Origin of the sequence: Gordonia sp. w5E2 (assembly GCF_036540975.1) — a bacterium.
Classification (GTDB): Bacteria; Actinomycetota; Actinomycetes; order Mycobacteriales; family Mycobacteriaceae; genus Gordonia; species Gordonia jacobaea.
The window spans coordinates 3269169-3290331 of the sequence record NZ_CP144213.1 but is presented as its reverse complement, the minus strand read 5'-3'; the positions used below and the strand labels follow the sequence as shown (position 1 = coordinate 3290331).

Here is a 21163-nt window from a genome sequence, read left to right as displayed (position 1 = left end):
ACATGACTGCAGGTAAGGCGATGACCGCACGTGAGGCGCTCGACGTGGTGCGTGCGGGCGGCGACGTCGGGCTCGCCGAGGCAACGGCGCTGCTGTCGGCGTCGGGCGACGACCTCACCGCAGTGGCGGCGGTCGCGTCGGCGATGCGTGACGAAGGGCTCGCCGAGGTGGGTCGGGAACGGCAGATCACCTACTCGCGCAAGGTATTCGTGCCGTTGACGCGGTTGTGCCGCGATCGGTGCCACTACTGCACGTTCGTGACCGTGCCGGGCAAACTGGCCCGGGCGGGCGAGGGAATGTTTCTCGAGATCGACCAGGTGCTGTCGATCGCGCGCCAAGGGGCGGCGCTCGGCTGCAAAGAAGCGCTGTTCACGCTGGGCGACCGGCCAGAGGATCGCTGGCCGCAGGCCGCCGAATGGCTTGCCGCACGCGGATATTCGTCGACGCTCGACTACGTTCGCGCAGCGGCGGTTGCCGTCCTCGAAGACACCGGCCTCCTGCCGCATCTCAATCCCGGCGTGATGAGCGCCGAGGAGATGGCGGTGTTGCGACCGGTGGCGCCGTCGATGGGCATGATGCTCGAGACCACTTCGCGCAGGCTGTTCACCGAGAAGGGGCAACCGCACTACGGCAGCCCCGACAAGGACCCGCTGGTCCGGCTGCAGGTGCTGCGCGATGCGGGCGATCTGCGGATTCCGTTCACCACGGGCATTCTCGTCGGCATCGGCGAGAGTCTGACCGAACGCGCGGAATCGCTACTCGCACTTGCCGATATCGCGCGTGCCGGTCACATCCAAGAGGTGATCGTGCAGAACTTCCGCGCCAAGCCCGACACCGCGATGCGTGGCACGCCCGACGCCGAGATGACGGAGTTCCTCGCGGCCGTGGCGACAGCGCGCATCGTGCTCGGACCGCGGATGCGGGTGCAGGCGCCACCAAACCTGGTATCGGGGGAGGAGTGCGCGGCGCTGATCGCCTCGGGCATCGACGACTGGGGCGGCGTGTCGCCGCTGACGCCCGACCATGTCAACCCCGAACGCCCGTGGCCTAACCTGACCACTCTCGCCGAGATCACCGCCGAGTCGGGATACGTTCTCGCCGAGCGGATCACGGCCCAGCCGCCCTATGTGCTCGACGCCGAGAACTGGATCGACGCGTCGCTGGCCGAGCACGTGGCCGCGCTCGCCAACCCGGTCACCGGACTCGCGGCAGACGCCAGGCCGTCGGGTCGCCCCTGGCCCGCCGTCGCGTGAGCGAGCTTGCTGCGCCGGGAAGTCTTGCGGCGCTGGGAAGTTCTGCGGCGCTGAAGAGTTCAGTCGGCTGACTGCGTGGCGATGATCGCGCGGTAACCGCCGACGACGTCGGTGGCGCGGTGTAATCCCAACTGCTGCAACGATGCCGCAGCCAAGCTCGATGTATAGCCCTCCGAGCACAGGATGATCCACCGCACGTCGTGATCGACTGCCTCGTCGATCCGGGCGTCGCTGGCGGGATCGCAGCGCCACTCCAGGACATTGCGCTCGATGACGAGGGCGTCGGGATGCTCTCCTTCGGCGGCGCGCTGCGCGGCCGGCCGGATGTCGACGAGGACTGCACCGCTCTCGAGTTCGGCGGGCAGATCCGCGGCGTCGACTCGCTGGAGGCTTTCGCGGGCGTTCAGCAGGAGGTCATTGATCGTCATCGGCACATCGCAAGGTTATCGGGGTCATTCAGGTTCGTCGGTGAGTTCTGTGCGCGTGCGTCGCAACCGGCTCGCGTCGGTGACCTCGTAGAACGACATCGCCGTCAGCGGTGGCGAATAGGCGTGCACGCTGAGCGTGGGGCCGGGCTCGTTCACCGAGCCGAGGCGGTGCGAGGTTGCGTGCGCCTGGTTGAGGCCGCGCAGCGGAGGTGCGCTGGCGTGATGCTGCACGTCGTGGACCCAACCGAGGGGAAACGACGCCTGGTCGCCCGCGGACAGAATGCGCAGTGCGAGGTCGTTGCCGGTCCAGCGGTACTCGCGCAGCGCGCCGGAGAGCACGGTCAGTGCGCCGAGCGAGCCGGCGTGGTCGTGCAGGTCCGTCGACCTGTCGGGTGTCCAGCTGATCAGCCAGAGGTCGAGGTCGTCGTCGGATTCGAGGCGGGTCGACCAGCGTTCGACGGGGTCCCAGCTCGGGGGCAGTAGGTGGTTGTATCGACCGTCGAGAACGTCCGCGACGCCCTGATCGGTGATGCGCAGGAGGTCGGCGGGTCGAAGTCTGGTGGGAAGGGTGGCGCTCGTCGGTCGTGTCGCGGCACGGTGCACGGGATCGAGGGTCGAGGTCATGAGCACTCCGGACGAAGGTGGAGAGGGGTCGGGGATCGGCGGGTGATCAGCGGCGTCGACAGTGCGCGATCGCCAATCCCACGCTGATCTGCTGGGCCCCGTTCCGGGCGATGATCAGACTCACCAGAACAGGATGCTCCCGACCTCTGCGCCGCGGGAGGGTTGGCGTCACGCTGAACGCAAACCGACCCATCGGAGTTCGCTGAGGGAAGGAAGCGTCGAAACTGTGATCTTCGTCGTGCCGAGTTGCCCTGACCGGGACAGATGTGAGCGATAGCACGGGGCGATGTGGGCCCGGGCTGGGCCAGGCAGATAAGGTTGACGATGCGTGTGTGCTCCGCGCCTGCTTCGGGGGAGGTCGACGGTGTGCGCATGCGACGCGATCAGCCCTCGCGTCTAGGTCTGCCGCCGCGTGAGCACACGCGGGCGCGAGCGGACACATGAACGTTATGCGGAGAAGGAGAGAGTGGTGACGTACATCATCGCGGAGCCCTGTGTGGACGTGATGGACAAGGCCTGCGTCGAGGAGTGCCCTGTCGATTGCATCTACGAGGGTGGCCGCAGTCTGTACATCCAGCCGGATGAGTGCGTTGACTGCGGTGCCTGCGAACCGGTGTGTCCTGTGGAAGCGATCTTCTACGAGGACGACGTTCCCGACGAGTGGGAGCCCTACGTCAGCGCGAACGCCGACTTCTTCGACGACCTCGGTTCGCCGGGTGGTGCGAGCAAGGTGGGCAAGACCGACTACGACCCGCCGTTCATCAAGGAACTCCCCCCGATGAACGAGGGCGAGGACTGACTTGCGAACGGCCCGTCGGGCACGTGTGAGTGAGGCGCTACCCGATTTTCCCTGGGATTCGCTCGCCGAGGCCAAGGCGACCGCTGCTGCTCACGAGGACGGCATCGTCGACCTCTCCGTCGGTACGCCCGTCGATCCCGTCGACACGCTGATCCGCGAGGCGTTGGCGTCGGCGTCGGATTTCCCCGGCTACCCGACAACCGTCGGCACACCTGAGCTGCGCAAGGCTGCCGTCGACGCGCTGGCACGACGGTACGGCGCAACAGGACTCGACGAATCGTCGATTCTGCCGGTCATCGGAACCAAAGAGGCCATCGCCGGGCTGACCTCGGCGCTCGGTATCGGCGTTGGCGACAACGTCGTGATCCCCGAGGTCGCCTACCCCACCTACGAGGTGAGCGCCCTGCTCGCGGGTGCGTCGGTGACACGAGCAGATTCGACGCTGCAGATCGGCCCGGTCATGGGCAGCTCGGCACCCGCGCTCATGTTCATCAATTCACCGTCGAATCCGACGGGCCGCGTGCTGGGCGTCGACCACCTGCGCAAGGTGGTTGCGTGGTGCCGCGAGCACGACACGATCCTCGCGTCCGACGAGTGCTACCTCGGATTGTCCTGGGACACCGAGGCCGTCTCGATCCTCGACCCCCGGGTCAGCGACGGCGACCATACCGGGCTGCTCGCGATCCACTCCCTGTCGAAGATCTCCAACCTTGCGTCGTATCGCGCGGGCTTCTTCGCAGGCGACCGCGACCTGATCGCCGAACTCCTTGCCGTGCGCAAACACTCGGGCATGATCGTGCCGTTCCCGATCCAGGCAGCGATGACCGCCGCGCTCTCCGACGACACGCACGTCGAGGCCCAGCGCGCCCGCTACCAGTTGCGCCGCTCGCGCCTACTGCCCGCGGTGCGCGAGGCGGGTTTCCGCGTCGACGATTCGGAGGCCGGGCTCTACCTCTGGGCCACCCGCGACGAGGGCTGCCGCGACACCGTTGCGTGGCTTGCCGAGCGCGGCATCCTGGCGGCCCCCGGGGACTTCTACGGACCGCTCGGGGTCAACCACGTGCGCTTCGCCCTCACCGCCACCGACGAGCGCATCGACGCCGCCGCAGCGCGACTCACCGCCTGAAAGTCCGCCCGACCCGCCGACTGGGCGCCTTATCCGCCCACTCCCGCGGCAAATGTTTGTCGAACGTAAGGATGTGGGTGCTGCAGCACCCACATCCTTACGTTCGACAAACATCCACAACCCGGCCCGACGCCGCTCCGCTGATTGAGCCGCTCCACCCGCCGATCGAACCGGCCCCGCCCGCTGATTGAGCCGGCCTCACCCGCTGATTGAGCCGGCCGCGAGCGCAGCGAGCTGCCGAGTCGAAATCACACGCCACCACGAAGGCGTCCGCAATGCCGACTCGGCAGCCCCGGGTCAGTTGTTCTTGTGCAGCGCCTCGTTGAGCGCGATGCCGTCGCCCTTCCACGGCACCACCTCGACGGCGCCGGTGAGGCTGTTGCGACGGAACAGCAGATTCGACTGCCCGGAGAGCTCACGTGCCTTGATCGACGCGCCGTCGGGACCCGTCACCTTGGTGCCTGCGGTCACGTACAGCCCTGCCTCGACGACACAGTCGTCGCCGAGGGCAATGCCGCAACCGGAGTTCGCGCCGAGCAGGCAGCGCTTGCCCAGCGAGATGATCTCTTTGCCGCCGCCCGACAGCGTGCCCATCGTCGACGCTCCGCCACCGATGTCCGAACCGTCGCCGACGACGACGCCCGCCGAGATCCGACCCTCGACCATCGACGAGCCGAGCGTTCCCGCGTTGTAGTTCACGAATCCCTCGTGCATCACGGTGGTGCCGGGGGCGAGGTGTGCACCGAGACGCACGCGGTCGGCGTCGCCGATGCGGACTCCGCCTGGTGCGACGTAATCGACCATCCGGGGGAACTTGTCGATGCTCAGTACGGTCACGTGTCCGCGCGCGCGAAGGCGTCGTCGAACCTTCTCGAATCCTTCCACCGGGCACGGCCCGAAGTTGGTCCAGACGACGTTCGACAGCAGGCCGAAGATGCCCTCGAGATTCGCCTCGTGTGGCTCGATGAGTCGATGCGACAGCAGGTGCAGGCGCAGGTAGACGTCGTAGGCGTCCGACGGGGCGACCGACAGATCAGCGATGGAGGTGCGGACCGCGACGATCTTGACGCCGCGTGCCTCGTCGAGGCCGACCAGATCGTTCAGGTCGGCGGGAATGTCGTCGCCCTCGAGGATCTTGGTATCGGCCAGATCCGGTGTTGCGAGTTCGGGGTCCGGATACCAGACGTCGAGGACAACGCCGGGATCGGCGGACCCCCCGTTGGTCACGGTTGCGATGCCTGTTGCGAAAGCGCCATTCGTCGTCACGGGCAGGAGTTTACCGGCGACCTCCGCACGGGCTGGGCCAGGTCGCCTGCATCGACCGGAATCAGTGCTGGTGATACATGTGGTCGTACTCGACGCGGTCGTGCTCGGTGTTCACCGGGAAGAACGCGCTGTGATACATCTGTCGGCTCAGCGCGATCAGCACGGCCGCGCCACCCGCGAATGCCGCGACCATCACCACCGCCCAGACGATGCCGGCAGTGGTTTCACCCGTCGCCAACATGGTCAGCGAAATTGCCAGCGACAAAAAGCCCGCCAGCACGAGAACGAAGGCGACAACACCCATCGGATGATTGCCGTGTGACACGTGAGATCTGTGGAAGGCCGTCATGGCGCCATCTCCTCGATTCGACGACGCATACATCCTAGTGTTATCCAGGTCACAGTCCGGTGGTTGATTAGGGCAAGATCCGACGGTCAACCGCAGAAAGCGCAGCGAGGTCGACGCCCCGCCCAACCCGGGACCTCGACCTCGCGTGCGTGCGCTAGGCTAGGCGACCTGGTGGCGGTAGACCTCCAGGTAGTGCTGCTCCTCTTTCGACGTCGCATCCGGTAGCAGCGCGGCTGTGCTGGAGGCGTCGTGTCATCGCCGAGACGATGCCGATCCCGATCGCCATTCCGATCACCGCCACGATCGCGGCGACGAGAGCGGCAGTGCCACTCCCGAACGCAAGCGCCGTCAGGGCGAGCGGTGCGGCGCCGAAGCCGATCAGGAAGATCGCGAACCCGACGATGGCGGCAGGGTGCTGCGGGTTGTCGGTGTGCGTGCGGCGGATGGACATCGAACATCATCTCCTCGACGAGTGGTCTACGTGTCCAATGTTCGACCTCGGTTGGCTTGGGGGAGAGGGTCTTTCGTCCCAAGCTGGCAGGGCCTTGTGTCCAGAGCGATGGCAGCGTGTCCAGCGGGCTGACACCGTCGCTCGCCGTGGGCGACACTGGACGAATGACGTCATCGGCCGAGCGAGTCGCAGCAGTGCACGCGTGGCGAAGTGCCGTCGACATCGGCGAAGCAACGGTTCTGCCAGACGGCTGCATGGATGTCATCTGGACCGGTGATGGCCTGTTGTTCGCGGGCCCGGACACTCGTCCGAATGTCTTTGTCGCACATCAACCGCATGAGATGGTCGGGCTCCGATTCTTTCCCGGGCACGCGCAGGGTCTGCTCGGGGTACCCGCGGTCGAACTTCGTGATCAGCGGGTCGAGGCCAACACCCTCTGGCAGCGACCACGAGTCGAGCGCTGGTGTGAGCTGTTGGAAGCCTCCGACGACGAGGTCGCCACGCTGACCGAGTTGTGCACCGCTGATCGGCACGCGGCCCCGCCGCCCTGGTCACGGCACCTCGTCGACATGCTGCGTCGTCGTGTCGGGGTCGCCGAGTGTGCAGCGGAACTGTCCGTCACCGAGCGGACCCTGCATCGAATGTCGTTGCAGTACTTCGGGTATGGGGCCAAGACGCTAGGCAGGATTCTCCGGATGCGGCACGCGATGAGTGTGCTCGGTGATGAGGATCTGTCGGCGGTGGCGCATCGCACCGGATACGCCGACTACGCCCATATGTTTCGCGACTTCGTCGCGCTGGCCGGTGCGTCTCCGACAGCGTTCGTGCCACCGGTGGCCGCCGCGGCTCAGCTCAGGGCGCAGTAGAGATCCACCGGGTTGTCGTCGGGGTCGAGGATGACCGCGTAACGCTGTCCCCAGACCGCGTCGAACGGGGTGAGCAGCGACCGGTAGCCGAGGTCGACGAGGCGACTGTGCTCGGCGTCGACCGCTGCGGGCGAAGAACATTCGAACGCGAGAGCTGCGCGGTGGCCTCCCTCTGGCACGTACCAGTCGGGCATGAATGACAGCACGACGGCGCGCGTGTCGAACATGATCTGCATACCTGCGACGGTGGCTTGCGCGTGCGGGGCGTTCGCGGCGTCGGGGTCGAACTCGAGGCCGAGTTGCGAGTAGAACTCGACCGTCGCCGCCATGTCGGCGACGACGAACGAGATGGCGTTGAGAACAGGTCGTGGCGTGATGTCTTCGCTCATGGCCGCGACACTATGCGACAGCCGCCGGCCACACATGAACCTTTCGGACAGAGTGTGGGCCTCAGGGTTGCAGCAGGGCCTTGATCGCCCGCCGCTCGTCCATCGCGGCGTAGCCCTCGGCCACGCCGCTCAGTGGCAGCGTGAGGTCAAAGACCTTGCCCGGGTTGATGTCTCGATTCATGATGCGCGTGATGAGATCCGGCAGGTACTGACGGACCGGCGCCGGGCCGCCGTGGAGGTGGACGAGTTTGTAGAAGAGCTGGTCGCCGGGAATCTCCACCCCGTGCGCCACCCCGACGAAGCCGACGTGTCCGCCCGGGCGCGTCGAATCGATGGCCTGCGTCATCGATTGCTGCGTGCCGACTGCCTCGATCACCGAGTGCGCGCCGAGTCCGTTCGTCAGTTCCTTCACCGCCGCGACGCCCTCGTCGCCGCGTACGGCCACGATATCGGTGGCCCCGAACTCCAGAGCGAGCTTCTGGCGCTGCTTATGCCTGCTCATCGCGATGATCCGCTCGGCGCCGAGTTGCGCCGAAGCGAGCACGGCCAACAGTCCGACGGCGCCGTCGCCGACCACGACGACGGTCTTGCCCGGCCCGACCTGAGCTGCGGTGGCACCGAACCAGCCGGTCCCGAGGACGTCCGACGCTGCGAGGAGGTCGGGCACGATCTCGTCGTCGGGAACCTCGGGCGTCGCGACCAGCGTGCCGTCGGCAAGCGGGACGCGGAGGTACTCGGCCTGCGCGCCACGCACCGGTGCGCGATGCACGCAGCCGGTCTGATATCCGGCACGACAGATGTCACAGGTGTTGTCGGAAGCGAAGAACGAGCCGATCACGAACTGCCCTGGCCTCACGTTTGTCACCGCCGACCCGACCTCCTCCACGACGCCGACGTACTCGTGTCCCATCGGGACCGGATGCGTGATCTCGTTGATGCCGCGATAGGTCCACAGATCCGACCCGCACACGCAGGTCGCCGACAGGCGGATGATCGCGTCGGTCGGCTCGACGATCGCGGGCCGATCGAGCTCCTCGAAGCGCACGTCGAACGGCGCGTGGATGACGGTTCCCAGCATGCGGTCCACCATGCCACCGGTGCTCGGTGCCTGCTACCGAACGGGTTGTGAGCCGGAATGCGAAAGTCGGGTGGCGGCCGCACGCGCGATAAGTTGGAGAGGTGAGCACCACCGAGAACGCCGTCGCCGACCTCGACCTGCACGCCGATCCCGTCGAGCTGACCGCAGCGCTCGTCGACATCGAGAGCGAGTCGCACAACGAATCGGCCATCGCCGACGCCGTCGAGAAGGCTCTCCGCGAGCAGACGGTCGGGTTCGAGGTGCTCCGACACGGCAATCGCGTTCTCGCGCGCACGAATCGCGGTAAGCCGAGCCGGGTCATCCTCGCGGGCCACCTCGACACCGTGCCCGTCGCGGGCAACCTGCCGAGTCGACGCACCGTCGACGATGCCGAGGGCGACGTACTGCACGGCTGCGGAACCGTCGACATGAAATCGGGCGACGCCGTCTTCCTCCACCTCGCCGCAACTCTCGACGATCCGTCGCACGATCTCACGCTCATCTTCTACGACTGCGAAGAGATCGCAGCCGAGTACAACGGGCTCGGATTTCTCGAACGCGAACTGCCCGAATGGCTTTCGGGCGACGTAGCGATCCTCGGTGAACCCACTGCCGGGCAGATCGAAGCCGGATGCCAGGGCACCCTGCGTGTTCGGCTCACCGCGTCGGGCACCCGTGCCCACTCTGCGCGATCGTGGATGGGCGACAACGCAATTCACAAACTGGCCGGAGTGCTCACCACGCTCGCGAACTATCAGCCGCGCTACGTCAACATCGACGGCTGCGAGTATCGCGAGGGCCTCTCGGCCGTCGGTATCGACGGGGGAGTGGCGGGCAACGTGATCCCCGACAGCGCCTCGGTGACCATCAACTTCCGATTCGCACCCGACCGCAGCGTCGACGACGCACTCGACCACGTCCGCGATGTGTTCGCCGAAGATCTCGACACCGAGATGATCACACTCGAACTGACCGATGCCGCGCCCGGCGCGCTGCCTGGCCTCGGCCATCCCGCCGCAGCCGCGCTGGTCGACGCCGCTCGCGGGCGGTTCCGTGCGAAGTACGGCTGGACCGACGTGTCGCGGTTCTCGGCACTCGGAATCCCGGCCGTCAACCTCGGCCCGGGTGATCCCAACCTCGCGCACCGCGTCGACGAGCGCGTGCCCGTGGCCCAGATCGCCGAGGTCACCGATCTCCTCAGGGCGTATCTGTCCTGACCGTGTCTGCCGTGAAGGCCCCGGCGTCGAGTGCGGCGAGTGTCGCGTCGACCGCCATTCGCGCATCGTGCTCGGTCGGCGTGCGGACGCCCGTGAGCATCAGGTAGTACAGCGGCGCCGACACGGATCGGATCACCGCAGACGTGTCGGTGTCGTCGGGGATGTCGCCCCGGCCGATCGCGTCGTCGACGCAGCTCACCCATTCTCTCACCCGCGTGCGGTAGAACTCGGCGAGCGCCTCGCGCGTGCGGTCGTCACCGGTGGCCGCCGCGATGAGCGCGCCGAACAGCGGGCCCTGCCTCCGATCGCGCAGCGTGTCGACGACGAGCCGTGCGTTTGCCAGTAGGTCGTCGGCGAGATTGCCTGTGCGCGTTGCAGATACGGACTGTGTCGCCATCTCTCCCAGTAGATCGGCCACCAACGCCTCGGGCGTACCCCAACGTCGGTAGACCGTTGTCTTGCCGACACCTGCCGCAGCGGCGATCGCGCTGAGGTCTATACCCGCGAAGCCCGCGTCGATGAGTGCGTCCTCCGTCGCGGTGAGCACCGCGGCCCGGACCGCCGCTGTGCGACCGCCCGGCCGCGGTGGTGCTGTGCGACCTTCCGGACGCGGTGTCGTGGTGTCGACCATTCGTAGAGCGTACTCACCGACGACCCTTAACGGAACAGGGGTTCCGTTAAGGGTCGGCATGCGCTACGTTCTTAACGGGAAAATGGTTCCGTTAAGGAGGAAATATGGAATATCGCACCGTGGGGAATTCCGGGCTCGTCGTCTCTGAGGTCGGGTTCGGGGCTGCGACGTTCGGCGGGGTCGGCGACTTCTTCGGCGCGTGGGGAAGTGTCGACGTCGACGAGGCGCGGGCGATGGTCGACGCGTGCCTCGACGCGGGCGTGACACTGTTCGACACCGCAGACGTCTACTCGGACGGGGCGTCGGAAGAGATCCTCGGCGCAGCGTTGAAGGGGCGACGCGACGATGTGATCGTGTCGACGAAGGCCGCACTTCCGACCGGAACGCGGCCGACCGACGCCGGAACGTCGCGATCACGCCTTATCAGCGCGGTCGACGCAGCACTTCGACGCCTCGACACCGATCGCATCGACCTCTTCCAACTCCATGCCTTCGACGCCCGCACTCCGATCGAGGAGACGGTCGACGCCCTCGACGACCTCGTGCGTGCGGGCAAGATCCGGTATCTGGGAGTGTCGAATTTCAGTGGGTGGCAATTGATGTCGTCACTCGCGGTTGCCGAGCGGCGTGCGCGTGCCCGCTACGTCGCACACCAGGTCTACTACTCACTCATCGGTCGTGATTACGAGTGGGAGCTGATGCCGCTCGGAGTGGCCCAGGATGTCGGCGCGATCGTGTGGAGTCCACTCGGCTGGGGTCGGCTGACGGGCAAGCTGCGTCGCGGGGTGACGCCGACCGGACCGTCCCGGTTGTCGGTGACCGCGGACGCGGGACCTCCCGTCGACGACGACCTCCTGTACGACGTCGTGGATGTACTTGCCGATATCGCCGAGCAGACCGGCCGGAGCATTCCGCAGGTGGCGCTCAACTGGTTGCTGCGTCGGCCGACCGTGTCGAGCGTGATCATCGGGGCGCGCACGCAGACGCAGTTGGCCGACAACCTCGGCAGCGTCGGCTGGTCACTCGACGACGCCCAGGTGGCCCGCCTCGACGCGGTCTCCGAGCGCGAGGCGCCCTATCCCTACTTCCCGTACCGGCGGCAGGAGGGCTTCGCGCAACTGTCGCCGCCGCTGGTCTGACGGCGGTCGCGGATTCGTCGGCGCCACATTCGACGCGACCATCGATGGTCCGCACCTCATCTGTCACTCGGCACCTTCGGCAGTGCAGAAGGTAGATCGTCACAGACGAGGTGCGGTCTCGAGCCGGCTACGCCACCCGCAGCGACCCTCGCGGCGGCAGTGCGCATGCGCGAGTGAGCATCGGTGACACCTGCAGGCTTGCTAGCGTGACCTGCATGTCATCCGTACCTGAAGATGCTTCGTCCGACGCTGTGCCGAGCACGCCGCAAGGCGCCACCGACTCCGACGCGAGCGGCGACATGCCAGGCGGCGAGGTGGTGATCGACGAGGAGGGTGCCTGCTACGTCGGACCGATGCGCATCCGACGAGATCTGCAGCGACCGGAGACCACCGATCGGCGGCTGCTGCAGTGGGTGAACCCACGCGATCAGACGCTTCGAGCAGAACGCACCATGCGTGACTCCTGGCGGGTGCTGCGCATCCAGTCCGAGTTCGTCGCGGGCTTCGACGCGATGAACGACGTCGCCGAGGCGGTGACGGTGTTCGGGTCGGCTCGGACCCCCGAGGGAACGCCGGAGTACGACCTCGGTGTCCGACTGGGCAAGGCGCTCGGTGAGGCGGGTTACGCGGTCATCACCGGAGGTGGTCCGGGTGTCATGGAGGCCGCCAACCGCGGTGCCGCACATACTGATTCGCGCTCCATCGGCCTGAACATCGAGTTGCCGTTCGAGCAGCATCTCAATCCGTGGGTCGATCTCGGGATGAACTTCCGGTACTTCTTCGTGCGCAAGACGATGTTCGTCAAGTACGCGCAGGCGTTTGTGTGCCTGCCCGGCGGATTCGGCACGCTCGACGAACTCTTCGAGGCGCTCACCCTGGTGCAGACCAAGAAAGTGGTGCGCTTCCCGATCGTGTTGCTCGGACGTGAGCACTGGGCGGGGCTCGTCGATTGGATGCGCGACCGTCTCCTCGCGGGCGGGATGATCTCCTCCGACGACCTCGACCTGTTCCACGTCGTCGACACACCCGAGGAAGCGGTGAAGATCATCGTCGACGCGACTCCCACCCGATGACCGCGATCTGCGTGTACTGCGCGTCGGGTCCGGTCGACGAGCGCTACCTCGACCTCGCCGCAGACCTCGGGACCGCCATCGGCGCCGCGGGACACACCCTGGTCTCGGGTGGCGGCAACGTGTCGATGATGGGCGCGGTCGCGTCGGCGACACGCGCGGCAGGCGGCTCGACGATCGGCATCATCCCGCGGGCGCTGATGGAGCGCGAGGTCGCCGACCTCGATGCCGACGAACTCGTCGTCACCGAGACGATGCGACAGCGCAAGCAACTGATGGACGACCGTGCAGACGCATTCATCACGTTGCCGGGAGGCGTCGGCACCCTGGAGGAGTTCTTCGAAACCTGGACGGGCGGCTACCTCGGGATGCATGCCAAACCGGTCATCATCTGCGATCCCTTCGATTTTTATGCGCCGCTGTTCGACTGGCTGCGACGTTTGCAGGGCCAGGGGTTTGTGTCAGAGCGGTCACTGGCGAGGCTGAAAGTGGCGGACACGGTGCCGGCCGCCATCGCGTTTGCTACTGAGCGGTAAGGTGTCGAAGAACACGTTTTGACGCGTGTTGGCACACGTAGCGGAGGGTGGAAATAGATGTCAGGTGACGCCACCAAGGTCGTCGGAATCTCAGACTTGCTGAAGGGTGTCGCCAAGATGGCTCCCGACGCCGTCGGCATGATCAAGGCCGCCCCGGGCCTCATCAGGCGGCCGCCCGACGCCAAGCGCACGATCGGGTCGATCTTCGCCAAGCGTGCTGCAGACCATCCGGAGCGCCCGTTCATCCGCTTCGAGGGCAAGACCATCACCTACGGCGAAGCGAATCGTCACGTGAACCGGTACGCCGGGGTGCTTCAAGAGGACGGCGTGACCAAAGGCGACGTCGTCGCGATCCTGTCGAAGAACTGCCCGACCGACCTGATGCTCATGCTCGCGACGGTCAAGCTCGGCGCAATCGCCGGAATGTTGAACTACAACCAGCGCGGCGACGTGCTCGAACACAGCGTGGAGCTTCTCGGCGCGCGCGTCCTGGTCTTCGACCCGGAATGCAGCGAGGCACTCGAGTCCATCAGTGCCGACGTGCTGCCGTCGCATGTCTACGACTTCGAGCAGTTCGAGAAGGAAGCCGACCAGAAACCGGAAACCAACCCCTCGATCACCGCGGAACTGCCCGCATCCACCGAGGCGTTCTACATCTTCACGTCGGGCACCACGGGCATGCCCAAGGCGAGCGTGATGAGCCACAACCGTTGGCTTGCAAGCCTTTCCGGAATCGGTGGGCTTGCCGTTCGGCTCAAGCACAGCGACACCATGTACGTGCCGCTGCCGCTGTACCACAACAACGCGCTCAGCGTCTCGCTCTCTTCTGTCCTCGCGGCCGGCGCGTGTATCGCGATCGGCAAGCACTTCTCGGCGTCGAAATTCTGGGACGACGTGATCCGCAATCGCGCGACAGCGTTCTGCTACATCGGTGAGCTCTGCCGGTACCTCCTCGCCCAGCCCGAGAAGCCAACCGATCGCTCGCACGACGTCCGGCTCATCGTCGGCAACGGCATGCGCCCCGATATCTGGGACGAGTTCCAGCGACGCTTCGGCATCGAGCGCATCGTCGAGTTCTACGGCGCGAGCGAACTCAACCTGGTCTTCGTCAACGCCTTCAGCGTCGAGCGCACAGCCGGGTTCTGCCCACTGCCGTATGCGATCGTCGAGTACGACGACGAGGGCAAGCCTCAGCGCAACGCCGACGGCCGACTGACCAAGGTCAAGCGTGGCGGAATCGGACTGCTGATCTCCGGCATCAACGACCGCGTCCCGATCGACGGATACACCGACCCGGCGGAGACCGAGAAGAAGATCATCCGCGACGCGTTCAAGGACGGCGACGAGTGGTTCAACTCGGGCGACCTCGTCCGCGATCAGGGCTTCTCCCACATCGCTTTCGTCGATCGCCTCGGCGACACGTTCCGCTGGAAGGGTGAGAACGTGGCGACAACCCAGGTCGAGGCTGGACTCGACGGGTTCTCCCAGGTCGGCCAGTCCGTCGTCTTCGGAGCCGAGGTCCCCGGAACCGACGGCAAAGCGGGCATGGGGGCGATTACTCTGCGCGACGGAGGTGAGCTCGACGGCAAGGAACTCGCGGCGCACCTCTACGACGCCCTGCCCCCGTACGCGATTCCGCTGTTCGTCCGCGTCGTCGACCAGCTCGAGGCCACGTCGACGTTCAAGAACCGCAAGGTCGAACTTCGCGACGAGAGCTACTCCGACACCGGCGACGACCCGCTCTACGTGCTCAAGGGCCGCTCGGAGGGTTACGTCAAGTACTACGACGGTTATGCCGACGAGGTGGCGAAAGCCGCGGTGCCCAAGAACTGAACAGGCGCACAACGCGCCAGTGCCGGCGGTCGCCGTCGATCCGTGACGCGCGGCGATCGCTACGCTGGCTCCCATGAACGCGACCCTGTGCGGTAGGCCGGTGCCCGCCGATCGGGCCCTGGTGATGGCCATCGTCAATCGCACGCCCGATTCGTTCTACGACCGTGGATCGTCGTTCTCCGACGACGCGGCGAAGGCACGCATCCGGCAGGTCGTCTCCGAGGGCGCCGACATCGTCGACATCGGTGGTGTGAAGGCCGGGCCGGGCGAAGAAGTCGACGCCGCGACCGAGACCGAGCGTGTCGTGCCGATGGTCGAGTGGATTCGTGAGCGCTACCCGGATCTGCTGATCAGTGTCGACACCTGGCGCGCCGAAGTCGCCGATCGCGCGTGCGCTGTCGGGGCCGACCTCATCAACGACACGTGGGCGGGTGCCGATCCCGATCTGGTCAAGGTGGCCGCGGCGCGGCGTGCCGGAATCGTGTGTTCCCACACCGGCGGCATGGCGGTCCGGACACGTCCACATCGCGTCGCCTACGGCGAGAAACCGACCGATGTGGTGGCAGAGGTGATCGCCCAGGTGACCCGGGCGGCCGAAGCGGCCGAAGCGCAGGGCGTGGCTCGCGACTCAATCGTTATCGACCCGACACACGACTTCGGCAAAAACACTCACCACGGGCTGCTCCTGTTACGCCACGTAAAAGATCTTGTTAATACAGGCTGGCCAGTGCTGATGGCACTGAGTAACAAGGATTTCGTGGGGGAGACTTTGGGTGTGGACCTCGACGAGCGCGTGGAGGGGACACTGGCCGCGACAGCGTTGAGCGCCGCTTCTGGAGCTCGAATCTTCCGCGTCCACGAGGTCGCCGCCACACGTCGAGTCGTCGACATGGTCGCTGCAATAGCGGGAACACGGCCACCCGCCCGAACAGTCAGGGGACTCGCATGACCGAACAGGTACGTCGAACCCAAGCTCGCCACAGGGCGACCGCTTCAAACAATCGCGACCGCACAGCCATGTGGCCGACCCCCGCCGACGCGATCGGCGAGGAGCAATCATGGTCGAGTACGCACACGTGGGAACAGCCGGACTGGACCATCGAAGAACTCGTGGCAGCCAAGCAGGGACGCACCGTGTCGGTCGTACTGCCGGCGCTCAACGAGGAGGAGACCGTCGCCGATGTGATCGCGACGATCCGGCCCCTCCTCGGCACGCTGGTCGACGAACTCGTCGTCCTCGACTCCGGGTCAACCGACGCCACCGCCGAGCGGGCCATCGCCGCCGGCGCCCGGGTCATCAGCCGCGAGGAGGCCGTCCCGGAACTCGAGCCGGTGAAGGGCAAGGGGGAGGTGCTGTGGCGGTCCATCGCCGCGGTCACCGGCGACCTCATCGCCTTCGTCGACTCCGACCTCATCGATCCCGACCCGATGTTCGTGCCCAAGATGCTCGGACCGCTGCTCGTCAACCCGGACATCCACCTGGTCAAGGGCTACTACCGACGTCCGCTGCGGACCGGAGCCACCCAGGACGCCAACGGCGGCGGGCGAGTCACCGAACTGGTGGCCCGGCCGTTGCTCGCATCGCAGAAACCTGAGTTGACCGCCGTGCTCCAGCCGCTGGGCGGCGAGTACGCGGGTACGAGGGAGCTGCTCTCGGCCGTCCCATTCGCGCCGGGGTACGGAGTGGAGATCGGGCTGCTGATCGACACCTACGACCTCTACGGACTCTCCGGCATCGGCCAGGTGAACCTGGGCGTCCGCACGCATCGCAACCGCCCGCTCATCGAGTTGGGCGTCATGAGCAGGCAGATCGTCGGCACCTTGATGCGACGCTGTGGCATCGAGGACTCGGGCGCAGGGCTCACCCAGTTCACCGCGGAGCCCGACGGCACCTTCACTCCGCACACCACCGACCTCTATCTCGAGGACCGTCCGCCGATGAACACCATTCGCGGCGACGACGCGACGGCCGAGGAGATGGCCAGCTGACCTGAGCGTCGCCACGGCGGTCATAGACTTCTCTCCATGCAGACGCTGTTGCTCTACCTGCTGATCATGGTGGTGGTCGTGGCCGCCGTGTTCGCTGTCGTGTGGTTCGTGTTCGGTCGTGGAGAAGAACTGCCGCCGATCGACGACGAGACAACCCTGACCCGCCTGCCCGCCGCGGGCATCGCGGGCGACGATGTGCGGTCACTTGTGTTCGCCCAGACCGTGCGCGGCTACAAGCCCCGTGAGGTCGACTGGGCGCTCGAGCGGCTTGCCGCGGAGATCGACGAACTGCGTGCGGTGGTGCTCACCCTGCAGGCACGTGACGGCGCGGAGCCGGTGTCGACCGAGAGCAGGTCGGTCTACGACTCCACGCACGCCGGTGACTCGCCGTCGGAGAACGACCGCGACTAGGGGTTTTCGCGTCCGTCGGTCGGGCCGATTCAGTGAACACGTATCATTAACACGGCAGCCGTGCGCTGTCGTCGAATTCACCACGGCGAGAGAACTCTGAAGGGAGTTTGCGAAATGGCGGCGATGAAGCCACGTACTGGGGATGGACCCCTGGAAGCAGCCAAGGAGGGGCGTGGGATCGTTGTCCGCATTCCTATCGAGGGTGGCGGCCGTCTCGTCGTCGAACTGACCGCGGACGAAGCCGCAGCGCTCGGCGAAGAACTGCGCGGGGTCACCGGCTGACTCAGGAGTCGCGAGCCGAACCATGGAGCACGGGGCCCGACGGCGATATCACCGACTTTGTCGACCTGCTCCGTTGTCCGGTCTGCGGCGAGTCCCTCACCTTCGATGAACCGGGCCGACGCCTGTTCTGCTCGCTCCGGCACTCGTTCGACATCGCCAAGCAGCGGTACGTGTCCCTGCTCGACGGTCGATCGGGTTCGCTCAAGTCCGACACCGCCGACATGGTGTCAGCACGCCTGCGCGTTCACGACGCAGGTGTCCTCGATCCTGTCGTGAACGCGGTCGCCGATGCGGCTGCAGCTCGGGGCACCCAGGCGCAATCGGTCCACACGGGTTCACCGGTGATCGTCGATCTCGGTGCCGGGCCGGGCCACTACCTGTCGGCCTCACTCGGCAGCGTCGAACACGCTCGCGGTGTCGGTGTCGATCTCTCGAAATACTGTGCCCGCGCTTTGACGCGCAGAATTCCCGGAGCCGGTGCAGTCGTCGCCGACGTCTGGCGCGACCTCCCATTCGTCGACGACTGCGCCGACGTCGTGCTGTCGGTGTTCGCTCCGCGCAATGTCGACGAGACCGCCCGTATTCTGCGCGACGGTGGGCGGTGGATCATCGTCACCCCGCAACCGGACCATCTCGCCGAACTGATCGAGCCGATGTCGATGCTGTCGGTGTCTGCCGACAAGTCCGACGCCGTGTCCGCCGCGGTCGGTCAGCGGTTCGAGACCGTCGAGCAGACGGTGGTTCGCGAGCGTCGCGACGTGACGGCGTCGACCATCGCCGACCTCGTGTCCATGGGGCCGACGGCCTTTCATCGTGATCGTGACGAGATCGAGCGCGCCGCACACACATTCGCGCCGGGATCGACGACGACCCCGGTCACCGTCGCGGTGACGGTCACGGTGTGTCAGGCGAGCGTCGACCGGTAGACGTCGAGCGTCTGTTCGGCGATGGAGTCCCACGAGAACTCGGATTCTGCGCGTTCGCGTCCTGCTACGCCCATCGCGGTGGCGGCCGCCGGATCTCCCACCACGTCGTTGACGGCCTCGGCGATTCCGTGTTCGAAACCGACAGCATCGGTGGGGTCGTAGGGGACGAGTCGTCCGGTGACGTTGTCGCGCACCACTTCCGGGATTCCACCGACGGCCGACGCGACGACGGCCGTCTGGCATGCCATCGCTTCGAGATTGACGATCCCGAGCGGCTCGTACACCGAAGGACACACGAAAACATCTGCTGCGGTGAGGATTTCGCGGATTCGGGGTAGCGGGAGCATCTCTCGCACCCAATGGACTCCGTCGCGTGCGGCAGCCAGTTCGGCGACGGCGGCCTCGGTCTGTGCTGCGATCTCGGGGGTGTCGGGGGCGCCCGCGCACAAGACGAGCTGGATCGCCGGATCAAAGTGATGTGCGGCGGCGATGAGATGCCCGACGCCCTTCTGGCGCGTGATGCGCCCGACGAACGCGACGACGGGACGCGACGGATCGACCCCCAGCCGCACCAACGTCGACTCCTGGTTGTAGGGCTCCTCGACCGGGTACCACAGCGTCGTGTCGATTCCGTTGCGCACGACGTGAACTCGCTCGGGGTCCAACCGCGGGTAGGCGTTCACCACGTCGGAGCGCATGCCCGAACTGACCGCGATGACGGCGTCGGCGTACTCGACGGCGTTGCGTTCCGACCAGCTCGACACCTGGTAACCACCGCCGAGTTGTTCGGCCTTCCATGGCCGCAACGGTTCGAGGGAGTGGGCGGTGAGGATGTGTGGGATGCCGTACAGGCGAGCCGCGAGGTGCCCGGCGGTACCGGTGTACCAGGTGTGCGAGTGCGCGATGTCGGCGTCGGCCGCTCCCTGCGTCATCCGAAGGTCTGTCGAGAGCATCGACAGCGCCGGATTGGCGTCGGCCAGCGCGGGGTCGGGGGAGTAGACGAAGGCGTCGTCGCGCGGAACGCCCATGCAGTGCACGTCGACGGTGACGAGACTTCGGAGATGCCGGACCAGTTCTGTGACATGGACTCCGGCGCCGCCGTAGACCTCGGGTGGATACTCCCGCGTCATCATCGCCACCCTCATGGGTCCTGACGCTAGTGCCATGCGTCCGACTTCGCCATTCGCGTGTGGAATCGCTCGAGAACGGACCCGCGATTCGTATGGCCCCACTGGTGGTTGGCGGTTAAGTTGGGAGTGTGAGATCGCAGCCGCACGTTCTCGGAATCGTCCTCGCCGGTGGCGAGGGAAAACGCCTGTACCCGTTGACCAAGGACCGCGCCAAACCGGCCGTTCCGTTCGGTGGTGCGTACCGGCTGATCGACTTCGTGCTGTCGAATCTGGTCAACGCGGGGTACGAACGAATCTGCGTGCTGACACAGTACAAGTCGCACTCACTCGACCGTCACATCTCGCAAACCTGGTGGACATCAGGATTTCATGGCGAGTACATCACGCCCGTTCCGGCGCAGCAGCGTCTCGGTCCGCGGTGGTACACGGGCAGCGCCGACGCGATCTACCAGTCGCTGAACCTGATCTTCGACGAACAGCCGGAGTACATCGTCGTGTTCGGTGCCGATCACGTGTACCGAATGGATCCGTCGCAGATGGTCGAGGCGCACATTGCGTCCGGCGCCGAGGTGACAGTCGCCGGTATCCGGGTGCCGCGCGTCGAGGCGTCGGCCTTCGGTGTCATCGACTCCGACGACTCGGGCAAGATCACCCGCTTCCTGGAGAAGCCGAGCAATCCGCCTGGGACACCTGACGATCCGGACGTCACCTTTGCCTCGATGGGCAACTATGTGTTCACCACCGATGCGCTTGTCGAGGCGATCATCAAGGACGCTGCCGATGCCGACTCCGATCACGACATGGGTGGCGACATCATCCCGAGCTTCGTCGACCGCAAGGCCGCCTACGTGTACGACTTCAAGGACAACGAGGTTCCCGGGGCCACGGAACGCGACAAGGGCTACTGGCGTGACGTCGGAACGCTCGACGCGTTCTACGACGCCCATATGGATCTCGTGTCGGTGCACCCCGTCTTCAATCTCTACAACCAGAACTGGCCGATCCGCGCCGAGTCGTTGAATGTTCCGCCCGCCAAGTTCGTGCAGGGTGGCTCCGCGCAGGATTCCGTCGTCGGCGGCGGCAGCATCATCTCGGGTGGGACGGTGTCGCAGTCGGTGATCTCCGCGAACGTGCACGTCGAAGACGGCGCGATCGTCGAGGGCAGTGTGTTGATGCCCGGTGTGCGGATCGGCAAGGGCGCCGTCGTGCGGCACGCGATTCTCGACAAGAACGTCGTCGTCTCCGACGGCCAGCAGGTCGGCGTCGACATCGCCGCCGACCGCGATCGTTTCGCCGTCAGCAACGGCGAGGTGGTCACCGTGGGCAAGGGCATCCGCATCTAAAGCGCATGCCCGCGGCAGGGTGCTCTC

At 66.2% G+C, this 21163-nt stretch carries 24 protein-coding genes; 15 read left to right on the top strand and 9 right to left on the bottom strand.

The features are described 5' to 3' along the window. Nucleotides 1–20: 20 nt before the first annotated feature. Complete coding sequence (cofG, locus tag RND64_RS14845) at nt 21–1253, top strand: 7,8-didemethyl-8-hydroxy-5-deazariboflavin synthase CofG (protein ID WP_331436672.1); 1233 nt, start codon at nt 21–23, stop codon at nt 1251–1253. Nucleotides 1254–1312: 59 nt separating this feature from the next. Here the strand turns inward: cofG and RND64_RS14840 are convergent, their stop codons facing one another. Together RND64_RS14840 and RND64_RS14835 are read right to left on the bottom strand one after the other, a co-directional pair. Further along, on the bottom strand, nt 1313–1681 hold the full coding sequence (locus RND64_RS14840; protein WP_442903949.1) for a rhodanese-like domain-containing protein: 369 nt from the start codon (nt 1679–1681) through the stop codon (nt 1313–1315). Nucleotides 1682–1705: 24 nt separating this feature from the next. Further along, nucleotides 1706–2305 (bottom strand): cysteine dioxygenase, encoded by a 600-nt coding sequence (locus RND64_RS14835; protein WP_049698631.1) that lies wholly within the window; start codon nt 2303–2305, stop codon nt 1706–1708. 466 nt (nt 2306–2771) lie between these two features. Between RND64_RS14835 and fdxA the strand changes: the two genes are divergently transcribed. Then, complete coding sequence (gene fdxA, locus RND64_RS14830; protein ID WP_049698476.1) at nt 2772–3104, top strand: ferredoxin; 333 nt, start codon at nt 2772–2774, stop codon at nt 3102–3104. Between the two features lies 1 nt (nt 3105). Next, nucleotides 3106–4230 carry a succinyldiaminopimelate transaminase gene (dapC, locus tag RND64_RS14825; protein WP_331436099.1) on the top strand — a complete coding sequence of 375 codons (1125 nt, stop codon included), beginning with the start codon at nt 3106–3108 and terminating at the stop codon, nt 4228–4230. A 297-nt stretch (nt 4231–4527) separates the two neighbouring features. Here the strand turns inward: dapC and dapD are convergent, their stop codons facing one another. From dapD to RND64_RS14810, 3 genes are all read right to left on the bottom strand, one after another. Then, nucleotides 4528–5496, bottom strand: a complete 969-nt coding sequence (gene dapD / locus RND64_RS14820) for a 2,3,4,5-tetrahydropyridine-2,6-dicarboxylate N-succinyltransferase (RefSeq protein ID WP_082938049.1) — start codon at nt 5494–5496, stop codon at nt 4528–4530. A gap of 61 nt (nt 5497–5557) precedes the next feature. Continuing rightward, nucleotides 5558–5845: a hypothetical protein gene (locus tag RND64_RS14815; protein ID WP_064870338.1), complete on the bottom strand. Its 288-nt coding sequence runs from the start codon at nt 5843–5845 to the stop codon at nt 5558–5560. A gap of 154 nt (nt 5846–5999) precedes the next feature. Next, on the bottom strand, nt 6000–6296 hold the full coding sequence (locus RND64_RS14810) for a hypothetical protein (protein WP_331436098.1): 297 nt from the start codon (nt 6294–6296) through the stop codon (nt 6000–6002). A gap of 164 nt (nt 6297–6460) precedes the next feature. Between RND64_RS14810 and RND64_RS14805 the strand changes: the two genes are divergently transcribed. Then, a complete protein-coding gene (locus RND64_RS14805; protein WP_331436097.1) occupies nt 6461–7162 on the top strand; it encodes a helix-turn-helix domain-containing protein in 702 nt (233 codons plus the stop codon). Here RND64_RS14805 and RND64_RS14800 read toward each other — a convergent pair. Together RND64_RS14800 and RND64_RS14795 are read right to left on the bottom strand one after the other, a co-directional pair. Beyond that, a complete protein-coding gene (locus RND64_RS14800; protein ID WP_064870336.1) occupies nt 7144–7551 on the bottom strand; it encodes a VOC family protein in 408 nt (135 codons plus the stop codon). The genes RND64_RS14805 and RND64_RS14800 overlap by 19 nt on opposite strands. Nucleotides 7552–7612: 61 nt before the next feature. Then, entirely contained in the window at nt 7613–8629 is a 1017-nt protein-coding gene (locus RND64_RS14795) for a zinc-dependent alcohol dehydrogenase family protein (protein ID WP_331436096.1), read from the bottom strand. A gap of 101 nt (nt 8630–8730) precedes the next feature. Between RND64_RS14795 and dapE the strand changes: the two genes are divergently transcribed. Next, nucleotides 8731–9846: a succinyl-diaminopimelate desuccinylase gene (gene dapE / locus RND64_RS14790; RefSeq protein ID WP_331436095.1), complete on the top strand. Its 1116-nt coding sequence runs from the start codon at nt 8731–8733 to the stop codon at nt 9844–9846. Here the strand turns inward: dapE and RND64_RS14785 are convergent. Next, nucleotides 9827–10477, bottom strand: a complete 651-nt coding sequence (locus RND64_RS14785) for a TetR/AcrR family transcriptional regulator (RefSeq protein WP_331436094.1) — start codon at nt 10475–10477, stop codon at nt 9827–9829. The two genes, dapE and RND64_RS14785, sit on opposite strands and share 20 nt — an antisense overlap. A 104-nt stretch (nt 10478–10581) precedes the next feature. Here RND64_RS14785 and RND64_RS14780 point away from each other — a divergent pair, with 104 nt between their 5' ends. The 9 genes from RND64_RS14780 to RND64_RS14740 all read left to right on the top strand — a co-directional run bounded on the left by RND64_RS14780 (nt 10582) and on the right by RND64_RS14740 (nt 18663). Beyond that, nucleotides 10582–11616, top strand: coding sequence for an aldo/keto reductase (locus RND64_RS14780; RefSeq protein ID WP_331436093.1), 1035 nt, complete (start codon nt 10582–10584; stop codon nt 11614–11616). A gap of 299 nt (nt 11617–11915) precedes the next feature. Beyond that, nucleotides 11916–12689 carry a TIGR00730 family Rossman fold protein gene (locus tag RND64_RS14775; RefSeq protein ID WP_064870417.1) on the top strand — a complete coding sequence of 258 codons (774 nt, stop codon included), beginning with the start codon at nt 11916–11918 and terminating at the stop codon, nt 12687–12689. Next, nucleotides 12686–13222, top strand: a complete 537-nt coding sequence (locus tag RND64_RS14770) for a TIGR00730 family Rossman fold protein (protein ID WP_331436092.1) — start codon at nt 12686–12688, stop codon at nt 13220–13222. Before RND64_RS14775 ends, RND64_RS14770 begins: the two co-directional genes overlap by 4 nt. A 57-nt stretch (nt 13223–13279) precedes the next feature. After that, nucleotides 13280–15055, top strand: a complete 1776-nt coding sequence (locus tag RND64_RS14765; RefSeq protein WP_331436091.1) for a long-chain-acyl-CoA synthetase — start codon at nt 13280–13282, stop codon at nt 15053–15055. Nucleotides 15056–15128: 73 nt separating this feature from the next. Continuing rightward, nucleotides 15129–16004, top strand: a complete 876-nt coding sequence (gene folP / locus RND64_RS14760; RefSeq protein WP_331436090.1) for a dihydropteroate synthase — start codon at nt 15129–15131, stop codon at nt 16002–16004. Next, nucleotides 16001–17044 (top strand): glucosyl-3-phosphoglycerate synthase, encoded by a 1044-nt coding sequence (locus RND64_RS14755; RefSeq protein WP_064870330.1) that lies wholly within the window; start codon nt 16001–16003, stop codon nt 17042–17044. The genes folP and RND64_RS14755 overlap by 4 nt, the downstream gene beginning before the upstream one ends. 36 nt (nt 17045–17080) lie before the next feature. Then, nucleotides 17081–17455 (top strand): DivIVA domain-containing protein, encoded by a 375-nt coding sequence (locus RND64_RS14750; protein WP_049698464.1) that lies wholly within the window; start codon nt 17081–17083, stop codon nt 17453–17455. A 114-nt stretch (nt 17456–17569) separates the two neighbouring features. Beyond that, nucleotides 17570–17737, top strand: coding sequence for a DUF3117 domain-containing protein (locus RND64_RS14745; RefSeq protein ID WP_004019232.1), 168 nt, complete (start codon nt 17570–17572; stop codon nt 17735–17737). After that, nucleotides 17734–18663, top strand: a complete 930-nt coding sequence (locus RND64_RS14740; RefSeq protein ID WP_442903976.1) for a putative RNA methyltransferase — start codon at nt 17734–17736, stop codon at nt 18661–18663. The genes RND64_RS14745 and RND64_RS14740 overlap by 4 nt, the downstream gene beginning before the upstream one ends. Here the strand turns inward: RND64_RS14740 and glgA are convergent. Continuing rightward, nucleotides 18642–19808, bottom strand: coding sequence for a glycogen synthase (glgA, locus tag RND64_RS14735; protein WP_331436089.1), 1167 nt, complete (start codon nt 19806–19808; stop codon nt 18642–18644). The two genes, RND64_RS14740 and glgA, sit on opposite strands and share 22 nt — an antisense overlap. Before the next feature lie 113 nt (nt 19809–19921). On the opposite strand from glgA, the gene glgC reads away from it, so the two are divergent. Continuing rightward, nucleotides 19922–21136, top strand: coding sequence for a glucose-1-phosphate adenylyltransferase (glgC, locus tag RND64_RS14730; protein WP_049698462.1), 1215 nt, complete (start codon nt 19922–19924; stop codon nt 21134–21136). Nucleotides 21137–21163 lie beyond the last annotated feature (27 nt).

Excerpts from the sequence above, each read along its gene's own strand:
- RND64_RS14780 (WP_331436093.1), top strand. The coding sequence starts at position 10,582 with ATGGAATATCGCACCGTGGGGAATTCCGGGCTCGTCGTCTCTGAGGTC.
- folP (WP_331436090.1), top strand. The coding sequence starts at position 15,129 with ATGAACGCGACCCTGTGCGGTAGGCCGGTGCCCGCCGATCGGGCCCTG.
- RND64_RS14835 (WP_049698631.1), bottom strand. The coding sequence starts at position 2,305 with ATGACCTCGACCCTCGATCCCGTGCACCGTGCCGCGACACGACCGACG.
- RND64_RS14750 (WP_049698464.1), top strand. The coding sequence starts at position 17,081 with ATGCAGACGCTGTTGCTCTACCTGCTGATCATGGTGGTGGTCGTGGCC.
- RND64_RS14810 (WP_331436098.1), bottom strand. The coding sequence starts at position 6,296 with ATGTCCATCCGCCGCACGCACACCGACAACCCGCAGCACCCTGCCGCC.
- RND64_RS14795 (WP_331436096.1), bottom strand. The coding sequence starts at position 8,629 with ATGCTGGGAACCGTCATCCACGCGCCGTTCGACGTGCGCTTCGAGGAG.
- RND64_RS14765 (WP_331436091.1), top strand. The coding sequence starts at position 13,280 with ATGTCAGGTGACGCCACCAAGGTCGTCGGAATCTCAGACTTGCTGAAG.
- RND64_RS14775 (WP_064870417.1), top strand. The coding sequence starts at position 11,916 with ATGCCAGGCGGCGAGGTGGTGATCGACGAGGAGGGTGCCTGCTACGTC.
- RND64_RS14755 (WP_064870330.1), top strand. The coding sequence starts at position 16,001 with ATGACCGAACAGGTACGTCGAACCCAAGCTCGCCACAGGGCGACCGCT.
- cofG (WP_331436672.1), top strand. The coding sequence starts at position 21 with ATGACCGCACGTGAGGCGCTCGACGTGGTGCGTGCGGGCGGCGACGTC.
- RND64_RS14745 (WP_004019232.1), top strand. The coding sequence starts at position 17,570 with ATGGCGGCGATGAAGCCACGTACTGGGGATGGACCCCTGGAAGCAGCC.
- RND64_RS14770 (WP_331436092.1), top strand. The coding sequence starts at position 12,686 with ATGACCGCGATCTGCGTGTACTGCGCGTCGGGTCCGGTCGACGAGCGC.
- RND64_RS14805 (WP_331436097.1), top strand. The coding sequence starts at position 6,461 with ATGACGTCATCGGCCGAGCGAGTCGCAGCAGTGCACGCGTGGCGAAGT.
- RND64_RS14800 (WP_064870336.1), bottom strand. The coding sequence starts at position 7,551 with ATGAGCGAAGACATCACGCCACGACCTGTTCTCAACGCCATCTCGTTC.
- RND64_RS14785 (WP_331436094.1), bottom strand. The coding sequence starts at position 10,477 with ATGGTCGACACCACGACACCGCGTCCGGAAGGTCGCACAGCACCACCG.
- RND64_RS14840 (WP_442903949.1), bottom strand. The coding sequence starts at position 1,681 with ATGACGATCAATGACCTCCTGCTGAACGCCCGCGAAAGCCTCCAGCGA.
- glgA (WP_331436089.1), bottom strand. The coding sequence starts at position 19,808 with ATGAGGGTGGCGATGATGACGCGGGAGTATCCACCCGAGGTCTACGGC.
- RND64_RS14815 (WP_064870338.1), bottom strand. The coding sequence starts at position 5,845 with ATGACGGCCTTCCACAGATCTCACGTGTCACACGGCAATCATCCGATG.